Annotated in this window: 16 protein-coding genes and 1 pseudogene; 10 read left to right on the plus strand and 7 right to left on the minus strand. The window is 65.1% G+C overall.

Annotated features, from left to right (window positions below):
• Nucleotide 1: 1 nt before the first annotated feature.
• From sufD to AB7M16_RS00650, 5 genes are all read left to right on the plus strand, one after another.
• Nucleotides 2-1306 carry a Fe-S cluster assembly protein SufD gene (gene sufD, locus AB7M16_RS00630; protein ID WP_453942849.1) on the plus strand — a complete coding sequence of 435 codons (1305 nt, stop codon included), beginning with the start codon at nucleotides 2-4 and terminating at the stop codon, nucleotides 1304-1306.
• Complete coding sequence (locus AB7M16_RS00635; RefSeq protein WP_453942850.1) at nucleotides 1303-2550, plus strand: cysteine desulfurase; 1248 nt, start codon at nucleotides 1303-1305, stop codon at nucleotides 2548-2550. Before sufD ends, AB7M16_RS00635 begins: the two co-directional genes overlap by 4 nt.
• Entirely contained in the window at nucleotides 2547-2918 is a 372-nt protein-coding gene (locus AB7M16_RS00640) for an SUF system Fe-S cluster assembly protein (protein ID WP_063683732.1), read from the plus strand. The genes AB7M16_RS00635 and AB7M16_RS00640 overlap by 4 nt, the downstream gene beginning before the upstream one ends.
• 49 nt (nucleotides 2919-2967) lie before the next feature.
• Nucleotides 2968-3369, plus strand: coding sequence for a HesB/IscA family protein (locus AB7M16_RS00645; RefSeq protein WP_453942851.1), 402 nt, complete (start codon nucleotides 2968-2970; stop codon nucleotides 3367-3369).
• A 167-nt stretch (nucleotides 3370-3536) separates the two neighbouring features.
• A complete protein-coding gene (locus tag AB7M16_RS00650; RefSeq protein WP_439363161.1) occupies nucleotides 3537-3956 on the plus strand; it encodes a TfoX/Sxy family protein in 420 nt (139 codons plus the stop codon).
• Nucleotides 3957-4044: 88 nt separating this feature from the next.
• Here the strand turns inward: AB7M16_RS00650 and AB7M16_RS00655 are convergent, their stop codons facing one another.
• The 3 genes and pseudogenes from AB7M16_RS00655 to AB7M16_RS00665 form a co-directional block, all read right to left on the minus strand.
• A complete protein-coding gene (locus AB7M16_RS00655) occupies nucleotides 4045-5112 on the minus strand; it encodes a GGDEF domain-containing protein (protein ID WP_271498472.1) in 1068 nt (355 codons plus the stop codon).
• A 166-nt stretch (nucleotides 5113-5278) separates the two neighbouring features.
• On the minus strand, nucleotides 5279-6787 hold the full coding sequence (locus AB7M16_RS00660; protein ID WP_453942852.1) for a DEAD/DEAH box helicase: 1509 nt from the start codon (nucleotides 6785-6787) through the stop codon (nucleotides 5279-5281).
• Between the two features lie 299 nt (nucleotides 6788-7086).
• A pseudogene (locus AB7M16_RS00665) lies at nucleotides 7087-8062 on the minus strand (helix-turn-helix transcriptional regulator).
• A 201-nt stretch (nucleotides 8063-8263) separates the two neighbouring features.
• Between AB7M16_RS00665 and AB7M16_RS00670 the strand changes: the two are divergent.
• From AB7M16_RS00670 to AB7M16_RS00690, 5 genes are all read left to right on the plus strand, one after another.
• Nucleotides 8264-9778: a caspase family protein gene (locus tag AB7M16_RS00670; protein WP_212258592.1), complete on the plus strand. Its 1515-nt coding sequence runs from the start codon at nucleotides 8264-8266 to the stop codon at nucleotides 9776-9778.
• Between the two features lie 94 nt (nucleotides 9779-9872).
• Nucleotides 9873-10088, plus strand: a complete 216-nt coding sequence (locus AB7M16_RS00675; protein WP_172789126.1) for a hypothetical protein — start codon at nucleotides 9873-9875, stop codon at nucleotides 10086-10088.
• 77 nt (nucleotides 10089-10165) lie between these two features.
• Entirely contained in the window at nucleotides 10166-10567 is a 402-nt protein-coding gene (locus AB7M16_RS00680) for a hypothetical protein (protein ID WP_453942853.1), read from the plus strand.
• 153 nt (nucleotides 10568-10720) lie between these two features.
• On the plus strand, nucleotides 10721-11968 hold the full coding sequence (locus AB7M16_RS00685; protein WP_453942854.1) for an FAD-dependent oxidoreductase: 1248 nt from the start codon (nucleotides 10721-10723) through the stop codon (nucleotides 11966-11968).
• 178 nt (nucleotides 11969-12146) lie between these two features.
• A complete protein-coding gene (locus AB7M16_RS00690; protein WP_212258596.1) occupies nucleotides 12147-12914 on the plus strand; it encodes an outer membrane protein in 768 nt (255 codons plus the stop codon).
• Between the two features lie 112 nt (nucleotides 12915-13026).
• On the opposite strand, the gene AB7M16_RS00695 is transcribed toward AB7M16_RS00690, so the two are convergent.
• From AB7M16_RS00695 to parE, 4 genes are all read right to left on the minus strand, one after another.
• Nucleotides 13027-13797 carry an SDR family NAD(P)-dependent oxidoreductase gene (locus tag AB7M16_RS00695; protein ID WP_453942855.1) on the minus strand — a complete coding sequence of 257 codons (771 nt, stop codon included), beginning with the start codon at nucleotides 13795-13797 and terminating at the stop codon, nucleotides 13027-13029.
• Between the two features lie 20 nt (nucleotides 13798-13817).
• Complete coding sequence (locus tag AB7M16_RS00700; protein ID WP_172789131.1) at nucleotides 13818-14003, minus strand: hypothetical protein; 186 nt, start codon at nucleotides 14001-14003, stop codon at nucleotides 13818-13820.
• A 279-nt stretch (nucleotides 14004-14282) separates the two neighbouring features.
• A complete protein-coding gene (locus AB7M16_RS00705; protein ID WP_172789132.1) occupies nucleotides 14283-15065 on the minus strand; it encodes an outer membrane protein in 783 nt (260 codons plus the stop codon).
• A gap of 438 nt (nucleotides 15066-15503) precedes the next feature.
• On the minus strand, nucleotides 15504-17546 hold the full coding sequence (parE, locus tag AB7M16_RS00710; protein ID WP_260383545.1) for a DNA topoisomerase IV subunit B: 2043 nt from the start codon (nucleotides 17544-17546) through the stop codon (nucleotides 15504-15506).
• Between the last annotated feature and the right edge of the window lie 195 nt (nucleotides 17547-17741).

Consider the following 17741-nt stretch of genomic DNA (forward strand, 5'->3'; position numbering starts at 1 on the left):
GATGAACGTTGCTGTGGCAAAGACCGGGGGCGGCCGCGCGGTGAGCGATCTCTTCGCCAGCGCCGAGGGCCGCTTGCCGGGTTCGCCGGGAGTGGCAGCAGTGCGCCGCGAGGCGTTCGAGACCTACGAGCGTCTCGGCCTGCCGCACCGCCGGATCGAGGAATGGAAATACACCGACCTGCGCGCGCTGGTCGGCGAGATGCTGCCGCTGGCAGGCGCGCCCGATTCCGCCGCGCTGAAGCGCGCCGCGGACGCGGTCAAGGCGCATGCCATCGCCGGCGCCCGCAAGCTGGTGCTGGTCGACGGCGTGTTCGCAGCCGAGCTTTCCGACGTGAAGGCGATTGCGTCCGAAGTGAGCTTCGAGACGCTGCGCGAGACGCTGGACAAGGATGCCGGTCTCCTCAAGACCGCGTCCAGCGATGCCGTGATCGCGCTGAACGCAGCAATGGCGACCGACGGCGTCGTGTTGTCGATTGCGGATGGCGCGCAGCTGTCCGCGCCGATCCAGATCATCCACATCGCGACCGCCGCGTCGACCTCGGCCTTCACCCGCTCACAGATCGCGGTCGGGAAGGGCGTTCGCGTCACCATCGTCGAGACTTTTGTTGCGGCGGAAGCCAAGGCCTATCAGGTCAACGACGCCGTCATCGTCTCGGTCGGCGACAACGCCGACGTCGCACATATCCGCCTGATGGACGACGCGCCCGACGCTGTGAACGTCACCTCGCAGTTCGTCACCATCGGCGCCAATGTGAAGTTCAATTTCTTCAACATGACCACGGGCGCCGCGGTGAGCCGTCTTCAGGGCTTCATCACGCTGGCCGGCGAGGGCAGTGAGCTCTCGGCCAACGGTGTCAACTTGTTGAAGAAAACCGAGCACGGTGACACCACGCTGGTGGTCGACCACGCCGTGCCGAACTGCGTCAGCCGCGAGATCTTCCGCGCCGTGATCGACGACCGCGCCCATTCGGTGTTCCAGGGCCGCATCATCGTCCGCCCCGACGCGCAGAAGACGGACGGCAAGATGATGACCCGGGCGCTGCTGCTGTCGGACGAGGCCGAAGCGGACAACAAGCCCGAGCTGGAAATCTTTGCCGACGATGTCTCGTGTGGCCACGGCGCGACCGCCGGCGCGCTGGACGAGAGCCTGCTGTTCTATCTGAAGGCCCGCGGCCTGCCGGAGAAGCAGGCCCAGGCGCTACTGATCCAGGCCTTCGTCGGCGAGGCGATCGAGCAGATCGCCGATGATACCTTGCGCGAGCACGTGATCGGCATCGCCGAGCGCTGGCTGGAGCGGCGGTCATGAGCACGCATCCGGCGGTCAAGAACGGAGCCTATGACGTTGCGCGCGTGCGCCAGGATTTTCCGGCGCTCGCCATGCAGGTCTACGGCAAACCGCTCGTGTATCTCGACAACGCCGCCTCGGCGCAGAAGCCGAGCGCCGTGCTGGACCGCATGACGCAGGCTTATACGTCCGAATACGCCAATGTGCATCGCGGCCTGCACTACCTCGCCAATGCCGCGACAGAGGCCTATGAGGGCGGCCGCGCCAAGGTGGCGCAGTTCATCAACGCTGCGCGCACCGAGGAAGTGATCTTCACCCGCAATGCGACCGAGGCGATCAACCTGGTCGCATCCTCCTGGGGTGGCCCCAATATCGGGGAAGGCGACGAGATCGTCATTTCGATCATGGAGCACCACTCCAACATCGTACCCTGGCACTTCCTGAGGGAGCGCCAGGGCGCGGTGATTAAGTGGGCGCCGGTCGACGACGAGGGCAATTTCCTCATCGACGAGTTCGAGAAGGTCTTGAGCCCGAAGACCAAGCTGGTCGCGATCACGCAGATGTCGAACGCGCTCGGCACCATCGTGCCGGTCAAGGACGTCGTCAGGATCGCCCATGCCCGCGGCATTCCGGTGCTGGTCGACGGCAGCCAGGGCGCGGTGCATCTGCCCGTCGACGTCCAGGACATCGGCTGCGACTTCTACGTCTTCACCGGCCACAAGGTCTATGGCCCGACCGGCATCGGCGTGCTCTGGGCCAAGTACGACCACCTCGTCGCGATGCGCCCCTTCAATGGCGGCGGCGAGATGATCCGCGAGGTCTCACGCGAGGTCGTCACCTATGGCGATCCCCCGCACAAGTTCGAGGCCGGCACGCCGGCGATCGTCGAGGCCGTCGGCCTTGGCGCCGCCATCGACTACGTCAATTCGATCGGCAAGGAGCGCATCGCCGCCCACGAGGCCGACCTCACCGCCTATGCCCAGGAGAAGCTGCGCGAGATCAACTCGCTGCGGCTGATCGGCACGGCGCGGGGCAAGGGCCCGGTGATCTCCTTCGAGCTCAAGGGCGCGCATGCCCACGACGTCGCCACCGTGATCGACCGCCAGGGCATCGCGGTGCGCGCCGGCACCCATTGCGTCATGCCGCTTTTAGAGCGGTTCAACGTCACGGCCACCTGCCGGGCCTCGTTCGGCATGTATAATACGCGGGAAGAAGTCGATCATCTGGCACAGGCGCTGCTGAAGGCGCGGGATTTGTTCGCATGAGTGACACGGCCGAAATCAAAGCCAATCCGATGGAGACTCATTCGGCGCTTCCGCCGGAGGAGACCGAGCGTCTCACCACCGAGATCATCGCCGGGCTCAAGACCGTGTTCGATCCGGAAATTCCGGCCGACATCTACGAGCTCGGCCTGATCTACAAGGTCGAGATCAAGGACGACCGCTCGGTGGACGTCCAGATGACGCTGACGACGCCGAATTGTCCGGCCGCAGGCGAGCTGCCGACCATGGTCGAGAACGCGGTCGCCAGCGTCCCTGGCGTCGGCGTGGTCGACGTCAAGGTCGTCTGGGAGCCGCCGTGGTCGCCCGAGCGCATGAGCGACGAGGCGCGCCTCGTGCTGAACATGTGGTGACGGCCTCGGCCCGCATTGAATTCGCTCCGCAACGGACCACATAAACAACATGACCCAGGCGACACCAGCATCCTCCACTCCGAAGCCGCGGCGTCCGCGCCCGCAGGTGATGCGGCTGACGGACGCTGCTGCCCAGCGCATCACCGAGCTGACCCAGCGCGCCGATTCCGAGATCGTGGGCCTGCGAGTCGGCGTCAAGAACGGCGGCTGCGCCGGCCAGTCCTACACGGTCGAATACGCCCACGAGATCCGCCCGACCGACGAGGTCGTCGAGGACAAGGGCGTCAAGATCCTGGTCGATCCCAAGGCCGTGCTGTTCCTGCTCGGCACCGAGATGGACTACAAGGCCGACAAGATGCAGGCCCAGTTCATCTTCAACAATCCCAACCAGATCTCCGCCTGCGGCTGCGGCGAATCGGTCGAGCTGCGGCCGGCCAAGATCGACGGGTAATCTCTCCACCGTCATTGCGAGGAGCCCGCGACAAAATTGCGAAGCAATTTTGCGCTGGCGACGAAGCAATCCAGACTGCCTCCGCGGCGGAAGTCTGGATTGCTTCGCTTCGCTCGCAATGACGGAAATGCTATGAAGGCTCACTTGCTCGCGCAGGGTAGCCTCCGATGGACCGCGAATTCCTGATCGACCTGTTCGCCGATTTCGGCCCGGTCACCATCCGAAAAATGTTCTCGGGCTTCGGCATCTCCGCCGACGGCGTCAATTTCGCGCTGTCACTGCGCGCCGGCCTGTTCTTCCGCGCCGACGAGACGACCATTCCCGATTTCGAAGCCGAAGGCTCGAAGCCGTTCCAGTATTCGACCCGCGCCAAGACCGTGGTGGTGAATTCCTACTGGGAGCTGCCGGCGCGCCTGTTCGATGATTCCGCGGAGCTTGCGCAATGGGCGAGGGCGGCGCTCGCCGCGGCGCAGCGCGCCAAGGTGAAGAAACGACCGAAGGCGAAGAAGCCGGCGGCGAAGAAGGTTGCGCCGAAGAAGCGTCTGGCGAAGAAGGTTGCCAAGAAGGCGCTGCGTAGGGTGGGTTAGCGCAGGGTAACCCACCACTTCATCCATCTTGATAGACAAGAGGTGGGTTACGCTGCGCTAACCCACCCTACAAATGCGAGGATGAACGTCACGCCACCCGGCTGTGGCTCTCGATCGCGAATTCCGGATCGGCTTCGCAGATCACGCGGTTGCGGCCGTTGCGCTTGGCGGCGTAGAGGCAGGCGTCCGCACGCTCGATCAGCGCGTCGGTGTCGTCACCCTCCCTCAGCATGGAAACGCCGACGGAGATGGTGACGCGGCCGAGGATCTCGCCGGTCGATTTCTTCTTCAATTCCTTCGCCATCACGGCGCGGCGGATGTGATCGGCCACCGTGAGCGCCTGGCGCATCGCGGTGTTGGGCAGCACCACCGCAAATTCCTCGCCGCCGTAGCGCGCGGTGATGTCCTGGCCCTTGATGGTCTGCTTGAGCGAAAGGCCGACGAGCCGCAGCACCTGGTCGCCGGTGAGATGACCGTAGGAATCGTTGAACGACTTGAAGTGATCGATGTCGAACAGCAGCAGCGACAGCGGCTCGCCCGAGGCGAGCGCGCTCTGCACGGCCATGCCGATCATGCGGTCGAAATATTTGCGATTTCCCAGGCCCGTGAGCGGATCGGTCAGGCTCTCGGCGCGGATCGCCTCCAGGCTCTGCTGGAGATTGCTGATCTCGTTCTTCGACAGCGTCAGACGGTCTTCCAGCGCCTTGTTGGCCTCGCGCATCTCGCTGGTCGAGCGCAGCAGGGTCTCGACGATCGCCTTGATCTGGTCGCGGCTCTCGGCCGACGACAGTTTCTCGGTCGCACCCGAGAGGCTGGAATCGTAGGCCCCGGTCATGCCGAGCGCCTCGCCCAGCACCTTCACCACGTCGTCGATCTCGCCGACGACGCGCGCGCCGACCTTGTCGATGCGGTCGGTGGTCTTGATGTGGGAGAGATAGGTCTCGTAGATCTGCTCGAGATCGGCTTCGGTCAGCTTGCCGCTGCGCGCCAGCGTCTCATTGATGATCTTGTTGAGCGGTGCGTTGTAGCCGGTCGCGTAGACGTACCAAATCTCGTAATTGCGGGGAATGGCGGTCTGTCGCAGCGATCGGATCTGGCCGAGCGCCACCTCGGCGAACGCCATCGTGCGTTCGTGTTCGTCGAGCACCTTGATCACGGAACATCCCCACAGCGGCCGACGCGCCATCGACCGCAGCAATGCTTAAATTATGTTCGTAGGCTAACGGACGATTGTGAACACCCCGTAAATATACGTTCACGGGCGCATCCAAATAATTGCAAAGCGAGGATTTTCAACCGAAGTCAGGTAGTACCGGCGCGCGTCAGGCGCCGGCGGGGGAGCGGACCGGCCGTAGCAGAAAAGCCGGCAGATGCGAGTGATCGCCCGGCTCGGTATCGACCTCGCGCTGGCGGCGCGGCTCGGGACGGCCGATCGAGGGCACATGCGACGAATTCGCTTGCGGGCGCGCACCGTTGCGCGGCTCGGATGATTGCCTGGCTTCGCGCGGCGGCCGTGCCTCGCGTGCGGGCCTCGCCTCGGGAGCCGGCCGGGCCTCGCCACGTGCCTCGCGCGGCTCGTGGCCGCGTTCGCGGTCATGACCGCGCCGCTCGCCGCGCTGCGGCTTGCCGCGTCCGCCGCGTGAACGCTCGCGGCCGCGCTGTTCGCGCGGACGCTCGCCTTGTTCGCCCGCTTCGGCGAGGACGTCATAGTCGCCTTCGGCGCGCGGAATGCTCTGGCCGATCAGCTTCTCGATCGCCGCCATCGACTTCTGGTCGAGCGGTGTCACGATCGAGATCGCGGTGCCGGTTCGGCCGGCGCGGCCGGTGCGGCCGATGCGGTGGACGTAGTCGTCGGCGTGGTGGGGAACGTCGAAATTGAAGACATGGCTGACCTCGGGAATATCGAGGCCGCGGGCGGCGACGTCGGAGGCGACGAGGAGGGGCAGCTCACCCTTGCGGAACTGGTCGAGTGCCGCCATGCGGGCCGGCTGGTCCATGTCGCCGTGCAGGGCGCCGACGCTGAAGCCGTGCTTCTGCAGCGATTTGTGAACGATCGCGACCTCGCGCTTGCGATTGCAGAAGATGATCGCGTTCTTGAGGTCTTTCGCCTCGCGCAGCAGGCGGCGGAGCAATTCGCGCTTCTCGTGCGCCTCGCGGCCGGCGGGCACCTGGGCCTGCGTCACGGTGACGGCGGTCGTGGCGGGCCTGGAGACCTCGACCTTCTGCGGATTGTGCAGGAAGGCCTCGGTGATGCGCCGGATTTCCGGCGGCATGGTCGCGGTGAAGAACAGGGTCTGCCGGGTGAAGGGGACGAGCTTGCAGATGCGCTCGATGTCGGGGATGAAGCCCATGTCCAGCATGCGGTCGGCTTCGTCGATGACGAGCAGCTCGACGCCGGTGAGCAGGAGGCCGCCGCGCTCGGTATGGTCGAGCAGGCGGCCCGGGGTGGCGATCAGCACGTCGACGCCGCGCATCAGCTTGGCATCCTGGTCGCCGAACGAGACGCCGCCGATCAGGAGGGCGACGTTGAGTTTCTGGCCGGCGCCGTAGCGGTCGAAGTTTTCCTTCACCTGGGCTGCCAGCTCGCGGGTCGGCTCGAGGATCAGCGTGCGCGGCATGCGCGCCCGGGCGCGGCCCTTTTCGAGGATGGTGAGCATCGGCAGCACGAAGGCCGCGGTCTTGCCGGTGCCGGTTTGGGCGATGCCGAGCACGTCCTTGCGTGCGAGGACGTGGGGGATCGCCTGTTCCTGAATGGGGGTGGGGGTGGTGTAACCGGTGGCCGCCACTGCGGCGAGGACTTTTTCGGACAGTCCGAGATCTGAAAAGGACATTGAGCCTCTGGTCGAAACCGCCGTTCGGAATCGAGGGTAATAAGGCTGTCGCGTTCCACCCCGAAACGGCGCGCTCTCAAAGAAGCTGGGGGTGCTGACTCACGCGAACAAAGCGCAAGGCTCAGGAATCGCTCTTCGATCTGAGCCGCGTCGACCCGGAACATAGGCGGGAATTGGCCAAAGTCAATGGAGCGGGCGCGGGAAGAGCCTAAAAAACCTGAGGTTTTTGCCCAAATCACGGGCGCGGCTCGGGTTTTCCCCCGAGGACCTCAGCCCGCCCGCCAGCGCCAAGACAGCAGCTAGCGCCCCTCCGTGCCCTTGTCGGTCCCCTTGGCCCGGAAGTCGCCGGGGGCCATGCCATAGGCGGCGTTGAACACCCGGTAATAGGTCGCGAGGCTCTCGAAGCCGCACGAGGCCGCGATATCAGCGATCAGCCGCTCCGGCGCCTCGCGCAGGAGGCGGCGGCTCTGATTCAGGCGCTCGTCGGTCACCGTCTGGGAGAAGCTCTTTTCCGCCATCTCGAACAGCATGTGCAGGTGACGCACGGAGACGCCGAGCAGGTCGGCCACCATGGCCGGTGCCAGATTGGGGTCCTCAAGGTGGCGCACGATGCCGCCGGGCTTGCGAGAGACGGGCGGTCCGCAGCGCCTGCTGTCCCCGACGGCTGCCGGGCCGCACGACGCCGCGCTCGATCAGCGCCAGATGGGCCAAAGCCTGGACCAAGGAGGTCTGGACGGCAGAGGCCGCATCGTCCGCGGCAATCTCGCCGAGATCGGCAAAGCAGGCTGCGAGCAGGGGCACCAGGGCCGGATCGTTGAAGGTCCTGGGCGCAAGCTCGCGCATGCGCTTGTCCTGCACCGGGATGCTGCTCACGGGGATCTTGAGGATCCGCAGGTGGAACCCCCCGGTGCCCAGCGGCGCGGTGCGGTAGGGCAGGTCGGTATGGCTGGTGGCGAAGCTGCCATTGGCAATCGCAAAGTCGCTCGTGCGCATGCCGCCGAACCAGCCGCCGCTGCCGAGCTGCTGGTAGACGCAGATCGCCTCACCCGGGGCGTAGGCGATGTCCGCCGCGCTGCGCTCGACCGCGTAGGGCGAGGCCTTCAGCTCGACGAGGCCGGCGCCGCCCAGCTGACGCAGCGAGAATTCGCCGAAAAAGTCCGCGCGCCGCTCGCGCGCGAGCTCGGCGGTGACGCCGAACAATCCCCTGGCGCGCACCTCGCGCCAATAGTCGAACCGATCCTTCGGGTCGACCTCGTCCGTACACCAGTGCAACACGGCAGTCCCTCGCTTGCGGCGAAATTATCCAAAGGGAAACAGATTCCAGCGGAATCGGCCATAGGCCGATCGTGCTATCGGAGCCCGAGGTCCCTTGAACCGTCATCTGGTCTCGGCCGACTATCACACAGCGGCGGGGGGTCCCATGAACTGCCGTTCGAAGATCGGCGGCAGGGCCGGTTCTGCAACAGGAATTTTGCGATGACGCGTCGGCTTTTCAGAATTCTGGCGGCCCTTGGCCTCGCAGCAAGCCTGAGCGGCTTCGCCGCGCCAGCCTGTGCCGAGAAGCGCGTCGCGCTCGTCGTCGGCAACAACGACTACAAGAACGTGCCGAAGCTGCTCAAGGCCGTCAACGACGCCCGCACCATGGGCGACACGCTGAAGCAGCTCGGCTTCTCGGTGATGGTCGCCGAGAACCAGAGCCGGCAGCAATTCTCCGAGACGCTGCTCGCCTTCGACAAGGCGATCGAGCCCGGCGACACCGCGTTCTTCTTCTATGCCGGCCACGGCTTCGAGATCGCCGGCCAGAACTATCTGCTGCCGACCGACGTGCCGGCGGCGACGGAAGGACAGGAAGAGCTGGTGCGCGACGCCTCGATCCTCGCCGACCGCATCGTCGAGCGGCTGCAGAACAAGAAGGCACGGACCTCGATCCTGGTGTTCGATGCCTGCCGCAACAATCCGTTCGAGCGCAAGGGCACCCGCGCGGTCGCCGGCGGCGGCGGGCTCGCGCCGATGACGCAGCTGCCCGAGGGCGTGTTCTCGGTGTTCTCCGCGGGTCCCCGCCAGACCGCGCTCGATCGGCTCTCCAATGACGACGCCAATCCGAATTCGGTGTTCACGCGCACTTTCGCCAAGGAGCTGCTCAAGCCCGGCGAGAATCTGGTTCAGGTGGCGCAGCGGACCCGCCGTGCCGTCAGCGAGATGGCCGATACCGTGAAGCACAGGCAGGTGCCGGTCTATTTCGACCAGATGGTCGACGATGTCTTCCTCAGCGGCCTTGCCAAGGACGCCGTCGCGCGTTCGGACGATCCGCCGCCGCAGAAGCTCGCGGCGCTGCCGCCGGTGTCGGTGCCGAGGATGCCCAAGGAGGAGACCCTCAACGCGCCGATCGCGAGCTTCTCGCGGCACAATGGCGGCTGGAGCGTGACGTTCTCCTTCGCCGATCCGACGCTCGGCATTTCCTGGCGCATGGCCGGCGCGGGCGATTTCCGCGAGACCGGCTTCATCGATACGCTCGATCCGCGCACGCGCAAGCGGATGCCGAACCCGTCGATCGAGCTGCCGCCGGATGCGCAGGCCGGCACCATCGAGGTTCGCTACGTCGACCAGTCCGGCGACATGCAGGGCCCGTTCCCGATCAGGTTCGATCCCGAGGCCGCGCTGATCCGCGACCAGCGCAAGATCCTCGACATGACCTCGACGAGCTGGTTGTCGTTCCGCGAGTTCAACGGGCTGCTCGTCTATTACACCCACCTCGTCTCCTATCGCTGCGCCATCCGCGAGGTGCGCATCGGCATCGACACCGCCGTGCCCAACCAGGTGCTGAAGATGCCGGCCTGCGACATGCGTGATCCCAGCGCAGTCAGCGCCGGCATGCCGCTCTACATGAAGCTCGCGCCAAGCACGAAATCCGTCTCGGTCGAGCTGACCTATCGCGACGGCAGCGTCTCGGAGATCAAGAGCTTCAGGAGCGCGAACCGGAGCAACAATTGATGCGCTGTTCGGCCCGGCGGATTGTGACAGGATCACCTTACGGCGTGAACGAAGTTAAATCGGACAGGTCAAGGTGAAAGTGCTAGAGCCGGGGATGACAAAATTCATCATCGCAGCGTTCCTTACGACGCTTCCGGTTCTGGCCCAAACGACTGCGGCCCCCGGCGCGCCGCCACTCACCGACCGCGAACGCGTCCAAGCGGATCGTGCGAAAGCCGCTGAAGAAGAGAGGGTCGCTCCGATCACCCGACCCTGGGATCGCGACGCTGACGGCAAGCGCCCGTGGGAACGGAAGTCGCAAAAGCCCTGAGGCAAGCGAACGTCGAGTCTCTCGGAAGGAACTACTCCTGCTGACTCGGATTGTCTGCCAAACCAGGGAGACGATCCATGATCCGCAAATCCATTCTCGTGATGATCGCTTGTGCTGCAGTCTCGACGACCGCCCTTGCTCAAGGCGGAGGCGGAGGTGGCGGCGGCGGTGGTGCGGGCGGTGCCAGTGGTGCCAGCGCGGGATCTGCGGCAAGCTCAGGTGCCGGAACGGGCACGTCGTCCAGCAGCGCCAATTCGGGACCGTCGGCTCCGTCCGGAATGGGGACCCAGGGAACCACCACCGGAGCGAACGTCAAGACCAACAACAGCCCGAACAATCCGAATGTTCAGCCACCGACCGCGAACGGTAGGTCGCCTGCTGCCGCCCAGGCCGAGCGAAACTCCGGCGTCGGTCATGCGCCCAATGGCATGCCGATCGGCAGTCCGGGGTCCGGGACCAGCAACGAAGACCAGAAATAGTCATCCCCGCATCAAGCAAAGGCCCGCGCTCCTGCGGGCCTTTGTATGCTGCGAACGGCCCGCACGGGCTGTCGCTGCAAATTGAGACCGTCTCGCCGTGAATCGCGCTAGTATCGTCAGGTATTTCTTGATCGATAGTAGATCGCGGCGGCAATGACATCCGATCAACAGGCGAAGCGGACCATGAAAGTCCGCTGCTGCATCGTCGGCGGCGGACCTGCCGGCATGATGCTGGGCTATCTCCTGGGCCGTGCCGGAATCGACGTCGTGGTGCTGGAGAAGCATGCGGATTTCTTCCGCGATTTCCGCGGCGACACCGTGCATCCCTCGACGCTTCAGGTGATGGACGAGCTCGGCCTGATCGACGACTTCCTGAAGCTGCCGCACCAGCGCCTGCAGAAGATGGACGGCCTGTTCGGCGGCACGCCGGTGCGCATTGCCGATCTCAGCCGGCTCCATACCAAATACCCCTTCATCGCCTTCATGCCGCAATGGGACTTCTTGAATTTTCTGCGCGAGGCCGGCCGGCGCTTTGCTTCCCTCGAGGTGATGATGAGCGCGGAGGCGATCGATCTGATCCGCCGTGGCGAGACGATCGCCGGCGTGCGGGCGAAGACGCCTGACGGCATCATCGACATCGAAGCCGATCTCACCATCGCCTGCGACGGCCGGCATTCGACGGTGCGTGAACGCGCTGGGCTTGCGATCGAGGAGATCGGCGCGCCGATGGATGTGCTCTGGTTCCGGGCCGGCCGCAGACCCGACGAGACCGAGAACGTGTTCGCGCGGGTCGAGCCCGGCAAGATGATGATCACCTTCGACCGCGGCGACTACTGGCAATGCGCCTATGTCATCGCCAAGGGGCAGTACGAGGCGGTGAAGGCGAGGGGACTATCGGCGCTGCTCGACGACGTCGTGCGGATGGCGCCGATGCTCCGCTCCGGCATCGCCGAGGTGAAGAGATTCGACGACGTCAAGCTGCTCACCGTCGCGATCAACCGTCTGGCGCGTTGGACGCAGCCTGGCCTTTTGTGCATTGGCGACGCCGCGCATGCGATGTCGCCAGTCGGCGGCGTCGGCGTCAATCTGGCCGTGCAGGATGCGGTTGCGACCGCGAACATCCTGGCGGACAAGCTGCAGCATGGCTGCCCGTCCGAGCACGAGCTCGATGCCATCAGGCGCCGTCGCGAGTTCCCGGTGAAGATGACGCAGCGCATGCAGGTGGTCGTGCAGAACAACATCATCAGCGGCGCCTTGCAGGGCGGCGGCGGCCCGCTGAAGGTGCCGCTGGTCGTGCGCCTCATCACCGCGCTGCCATGGCTGCAGGGCATTCCGGCGCGCCTGATCGCGCTCGGCGTTCGGCCGGAGCACGTGCATTCGCGGGCCGCACCGGAATTTTAGCGTAGGACTTCGGTAGGGATAACGTTGCGTGAAATCGCGCGCGGCGCGTTGCGCGCCTGCAACAGCGCTACCGGATTGACGCCACGGTGCGCGTTCAACCGCCACGTTAACCGTGTTGATTTCAATTTTAGTAAGGGCCGTCTGTGACCGTGCGCCCATCAAGGACACGGGGTGTACCATGCGTAATAAATTGATTGCCGCCTTCGCCTGCACGACCGCTCTGGTTTCGACGGGTGCTGCTTCCGCCGCCGATCTCGGTGCGCGCTACACGAAGGCGCCCGCTTACGTCGAGCCGCTGTTCAACTGGACCGGCTTCTATGTCGGCGGCCACATCGGTGGCGCATGGACCAACGAACAGTTCATCAACAGCGGCAACACGACGGCATTCGGCGATCTCGCTCCGGGCCAGGGCTATCGGCAGCGTGGTTCGGGCCTCATGGGCGGCGCCCAGATCGGCTACAACTGGCAGGCCAACAACTATGTGTTCGGCGTGGAAGGCACGATCTCCGGCCTCGACAACAAGGGCTCGTTCACGAACACCGCGTTTGGTGCCGGGGATGACGTGTTCTCCTGGCGCGCCAACGTGCTCGCGACCGTCGTGGGCCGTGCGGGCTTCGCCGTGCAGAACAACCTCTTCTACATCAAGGGCGGCTATGCCGGCGTGAACAATCGTCTCTCGGTCGCCGACACGGTCGCTCCGGCGACGGGCTCCGGCGGTCAGACCCACTGGGCCAACGGCTGGACCGTCGGCGCTGGATGGGAATACGGCGTCACCCGCAACTGGATCGTCGGCCTCGAATACAATTACGCGGCCTTCGGCAGCCAGACCTATCAGCTCGGCGGCACCGGCGGCAGCTACACCTTCGATGCCAAGCCGCGGGACATTCAGTGGGCCGTCGTGCGCGCGAGCTACAAGTTCGATGCCCCCACCATCGCCCGCTACTGAGCACGTCGACGCAACGCGACCAACGATCAAGAAAAGCACTGCCTCAATTAAAAGCCCCGGCCTTGTCCGGGGCTTCTTTTTTTGCGCTATCGGGCGGGCGGGCGGGCGGGCCTCAGGCCATCACCGAAAATCCGCCGTCGACCGGGATCGCCGTGCCCGTGACGAAATTCGACGCGGGCGATGCCAGGAACACGGCGATGCCGGCGAAGTCGTCGATGTCGCCCCAACGCCCCGCGGGCGTTCGCGCCAGCACGCGCTCGTGCAGCCCCGAGACCTGCTGCCGTGCGCCGCGGGTGAGATCGGTGTCGATCCAGCCCGGCAGGATGGCGTTGACCTGGATGTTGTCGGGCGCCCAGGCATTGGCGCAGGCGCGGGTGTACTGCACGATGCCGCCCTTGCTGGCCGCATAGGCGGTCGCGAAGCTCGCGCCGAAGATAGACATCATCGAGCCGATGTTGATCACCTTGCCATTGCCGGACGCCTTCAGCGCGGGATAGGCCAGCTTCGAGCACACGAAGGCGCTGGTGAGGTTGGTGTCGATCACCTTGTTCCACTCGTCGAGCTCGAGCTCGTGCGGCGGCTTGCGGATGCTCATGCCGGCATTGTTGACGAGGACGTCGATGCGGCCGAGCTCCTTGACGACGCGCTCGATCATGGAGGCGACCGCCGCCTTGTCGGTGATGTCGGTGGCAACGGCGATCGCCTTCACGCCGCGCTGCCTGAGATCGGCCACGGCGGCCGCGGACTTGGTCTCGTTGCGTCCGACCACGGCGATATCGGCGCCGGCATCGGCGAGGCCCCGCGCCATGCCGAGCCCGATGCCGCCATTGCCTCCCGTGACGATCGCGACCTTGCCGCGGAGATCGAACCGGCTGGATGTCATGCTTGTATTCCCTGGTTTCTTCATTGGTTGCTCTGCCAGATCAGCACCAGACCGAACCCGGCCATGGCTGCGCCATAGCCGGCCCATTGCAGCTGGTCGACCATGAAGCTCGATCGGGGCCACGGAACCGTGCCGGTGCCCTGTCCGATCCAGAGCAGCCCGAGAGCGGTGGCAAACAGGCCTGCCACCAGCAGAAATCTGCGCATGCCTTCCTCCCATCGGTCCGCTTCTGTCGCGGTCCACGGCATTCAATGAATGCCGCAGCCACGAAAACTTGGCGCCAGACTAGCCGTAGCCCTGGTGCGGATACAATGGGCGGTGGCCGCAAGGCCGCGCGGAGGACGCATGTCGATGCGCAAGATCGTCCAGGGGGCGCCCGGCTCGCCGGCCCATATGAAGCGCTCAAGGTCAGTGTCGAACGATAGAACCTCAAACGAAAAAGCCCCGGCGATGCCGGGGCTTTGACGCTTGATCGTGAGATCAGATCAGTACTTCGCGACGACCGGACCGGTCCAGTTGAAGCGGTAGACCAGCGAGGTCGAGATCGTCTGGTTCCAGCTGTTGGCGCGGATGCTGTTGCCGACCGGAAGGTTGCTGACGTCGAACAGTTCGTCCTGAGTCTTGGCATTGTAGAAGGCCGAACGATACTCGGTCTTCATGAACCAGCCGGGCGACGTGATGCCGAAGATGTTCAGGCTGTTCTCGACGCCGCCACCCACGAACCAGCCGTGCCGATCGTAGCTGCTGAGATGGACGCCCACGGGAGTGCCGCCCAGCGTCGTGAAGTTGGTCTGGCCGAAATGAGCGCCGGAGTAACCGCCGTTGACGTAGGACAAAACGTTCGGGGCGACCAGCCAACCGAGGCGAACACCCGCAGCCCAGGAGGTTTCCAGCTTCTGGTTGCCAGTGATGCCGAGGGTCGGATCCTGGATGGTGGCGCGGATGCTGCCGAACTGACCGTCGGCGAACACACCAGCGACCCAAGTGCCGCTGAACTGCCAGTCGTAGCCGGCGCCAACCGTGCCGAACCAGCCCGAGCCGCCCTGGCGCTGAGTGATCGTCAGCGGGGTACCCGTGCCGGTATCGACAACGCTCTGGTCAGCATTCGAGAGACCGCCGCCGCCGCCGCCGAAGACGTAGAAGCCGGTCCAGTTGGCGACGGGCGCCGGCATCGGGGCCTTCGCGTAGGGACGGGCAGCCAAGTCGGCGGCCGAGGCCGAGCCGGTCATCGCCGCGACCGCGGTCAGAGCGAGCAAAATCTTCTTCATGTTAAAATCCCCAAACCTTGTCGGCGCGAGCGCACTGAAGTCCGTGTCATCTGATGCCCGAACTATAGACGGTTCTCGCCGAAATGCTGTTGCAGGGCAGGCACAGTCGCCGGAAAACGCCGGTGCGGAGGTATTTGCGGCGTTGTCGCGGGAATCTGTAATATCGATTGCATTTCAATAACTTGAGCGAATTCCGGCGTTTCGATTTTGGTAACGTCTCGTTAGCAAATTCGGCTTTGTCCGAAATGGAGGCAAACATGCCTCGGTCGCGACATCCGTTGAGTCGCTGGCCGAGTCGCCTTGAGACGATCCGGGAATCAACGAAATACCGGCAGTCCACCCGGAAAGCCGGCCGGATCGGGCACCCGCTCCTCAAACGACACAGCCCCGGCTTAGGACCGGGGCTGTGATTGGCGTGTGGCCGGTTGGGTTGCCGCCTCAGACGTCCAGCAGCTCGTCGCTGGCAAACTCGGCCTTGTCCGAGATGAAGGCAAAGCGGGCCTCGGCCTTGGTGCCCATCAGCCGCTCGACCGAATCCGCCGTGGTGTCGCGGTCGTCGGCCAGCAGCACCACCTTGAGCAGCGTCCGCTTGGCCGGGTCCATGGTGGTCTCCTTGAGCTGCGCCGGCATCATCTCGCCGAGACCTTTGAAGCGGTTCACCTCGACCTTGGCGTTGGCGTTGAACGCGCTCTTGAGCAGCGCCTCCTTGTGGGCGTCGTCGCGGGCGTAGACCGACTTCGAGCCGTGGGTCAGCTTGTAGAGCGGCGGCACTGCGAGGAAGAGGTGGCCTTCGTCGATCAGGCGCGGCATCTGGCGGTAGAAGAAGGTGATCAGGAGCGAGGCGATGTGGGCGCCGTCGACGTCGGCGTCGGTCATGATGATGATGCGCTGATAGCGCAGATCCTCTTCGCGATATTGCGCGAGCGTACCGCAGCCGATCGCCTGCACGAGATCCGAGAGCTGCGCGTTCGCCGTCAGCTTGTCCTTGCCGGCGGAAGCGACGTTGAGGATCTTGCCGCGCAGCGGCAGCACCGCTTGCGTCTTGCGGTCGCGCGCCTGCTTGGCGCTGCCGCCTGCCGAGTCGCCCTCGACGATGAAGAGCTCGGAGCCGTCGGTGCCGGCATCGGTGCAGTCGGCGAGCTTGCCGGGCAGGCGCAGCTTCTTGCCGGCGGTTTTCCGAGCGGTCTCTTTCTCCTGCCGCCGCCGCAGGCGCTCCTCGGCGCGGTCGATGACGAAGTCGAGCAGCCGGTTGGCCATGTTCGGATTGCCCGACAGCCAATGGTCGAACGGATCCTTCATCGCCTGCTCGACGATGCGCTGTGCTTCGGCGGTGGCGAGGCGATCCTTGGTCTGGCCCTGGAATTCGGGCTCGCGCACGAACACCGAGAGCATCACGGCGGCGCCCACCATCACGTCTTCCGAGGTGACGGAGGCCGCGCGCTTGCCCTGGCCGACGCGCTCGGCGTGATCCTTCAGGCCGCGCAGCAGCGCGCTGCGCAGGCCGGATTCGTGCGTGCCGCCGTCGGGCGTCGGCACGGTGTTGGTGTAGGACGAGAGGAAGCCGTCGGCATCCGCGGTCCAGGCCACCGCCCATTCGCAGGCGCCGTGCGCGCCGTTGCGCCCCGACTTGCCGGAGAAGATGTCGGGATGCACCAGCGTGTCGGCGTGGATCGCGGCCGCGAGATAATCCTTGAGGCCGCCGGGGAAGTGGAAGGTCGCCTCCGCCGGCACGTCCTCGACGCCCTTGAGCAGCTCCGGCGCGCAGTTCCAGCGGATCTCGACGCCGCCGAACAGATAGGCCTTCGAGCGCGTCATCTTGAACAGCCGCTGCGGCTTGAACGCGGCCTTGGCACCGAAGATGTCGGTGTCGGGCTTGAAGCGCACGCGCGTGCCGCGGCGGTTGTTGATCTTGCCGAGATCCTCGAGCTTGCCCTTGGGGTGACCGCGCTCGAACGTCATGCGGTACAGCTTCTGGCTGCGCGCGACCTCGACCTCGAGACGGGAGGAGAGGGCGTTCACCACCGAGATGCCGACGCCGTGCAGGCCGCCCGAGGTCTCGTAGACCTTGCTGTCGAACTTGCCGCCCGAATGCAGCGTGCACATGATGACTTCGAGCGCCGACTTCTTTGGGAATTTCGGATGCGGGTCGACCGGGATGCCGCGGCCGTTGTCGGTCACGGTCAGGAACCCGTCTGCGCTGAGCTCGACTCCGATGAAGGTTGCGTGTCCGGCCAGCGCCTCGTCCATCGAGTTGTCGATGACCTCGGCGAACAGGTGATGCAGCGCCTTCTCGTCGGTGCCGCCGATATACATGCCGGGCCGGCGCCGCACCGGTTCCAGCCCTTCGAGCACTTCGATGTCGGCTGCCGTGTAATCGGCTTCCCCGCCGCTTCCGCGCGGCGCCGCCTTGGCGGCGCGGGGCTTCGGCTCGTCACCGCCGAAAAAGTCATCTTTTGCTTTGGGCTTCAATTGCTTGGACATGTATCTTGATACGTTTTGAGGGCCGCGGAAGCGGCGAATCGGTTAGGCCGACTATGCCACTTCTCACCTGGAAAGGTTACCGGAGGGCGGGCCGCGCGCTGTGGGTTGGGAGCCAATCCCGGCGATTTTACGCCGCAGGCCCGCCATTTCCCGGCAATTTGACGTTCCCGCCTTAGTCATGTCGGGTTTTGTGAC

This window comes from Bradyrhizobium sp. USDA 372 (assembly GCF_053629095.1).

Bases quoted from the DNA above. Each gene is read 5' to 3' on its own strand.
- sufD (WP_453942849.1), top strand. From the start codon at position 2: ATGAACGTTGCTGTGGCAAAGACCGGGGGCGGCCGCGCGGTGAGCGAT.
- AB7M16_RS00635 (WP_453942850.1), top strand. From the start codon at position 1,303: ATGAGCACGCATCCGGCGGTCAAGAACGGAGCCTATGACGTTGCGCGC.
- AB7M16_RS00640 (WP_063683732.1), top strand. From the start codon at position 2,547: ATGAGTGACACGGCCGAAATCAAAGCCAATCCGATGGAGACTCATTCG.
- AB7M16_RS00645 (WP_453942851.1), top strand. From the start codon at position 2,968: ATGACCCAGGCGACACCAGCATCCTCCACTCCGAAGCCGCGGCGTCCG.
- AB7M16_RS00650 (WP_439363161.1), top strand. From the start codon at position 3,537: ATGGACCGCGAATTCCTGATCGACCTGTTCGCCGATTTCGGCCCGGTC.
- AB7M16_RS00660 (WP_453942852.1), bottom strand. From the start codon at position 6,787: ATGTCCTTTTCAGATCTCGGACTGTCCGAAAAAGTCCTCGCCGCAGTG.
- AB7M16_RS00670 (WP_212258592.1), top strand. From the start codon at position 8,264: ATGACGCGTCGGCTTTTCAGAATTCTGGCGGCCCTTGGCCTCGCAGCA.
- AB7M16_RS00675 (WP_172789126.1), top strand. From the start codon at position 9,873: ATGACAAAATTCATCATCGCAGCGTTCCTTACGACGCTTCCGGTTCTG.
- AB7M16_RS00680 (WP_453942853.1), top strand. From the start codon at position 10,166: ATGATCCGCAAATCCATTCTCGTGATGATCGCTTGTGCTGCAGTCTCG.
- AB7M16_RS00685 (WP_453942854.1), top strand. From the start codon at position 10,721: ATGACATCCGATCAACAGGCGAAGCGGACCATGAAAGTCCGCTGCTGC.
- AB7M16_RS00690 (WP_212258596.1), top strand. From the start codon at position 12,147: ATGCGTAATAAATTGATTGCCGCCTTCGCCTGCACGACCGCTCTGGTT.
- AB7M16_RS00695 (WP_453942855.1), bottom strand. From the start codon at position 13,797: ATGACATCCAGCCGGTTCGATCTCCGCGGCAAGGTCGCGATCGTCACG.
- AB7M16_RS00700 (WP_172789131.1), bottom strand. From the start codon at position 14,003: ATGCGCAGATTTCTGCTGGTGGCAGGCCTGTTTGCCACCGCTCTCGGG.
- AB7M16_RS00705 (WP_172789132.1), bottom strand. From the start codon at position 15,065: ATGAAGAAGATTTTGCTCGCTCTGACCGCGGTCGCGGCGATGACCGGC.
- parE (WP_260383545.1), bottom strand. From the start codon at position 17,546: ATGTCCAAGCAATTGAAGCCCAAAGCAAAAGATGACTTTTTCGGCGGT.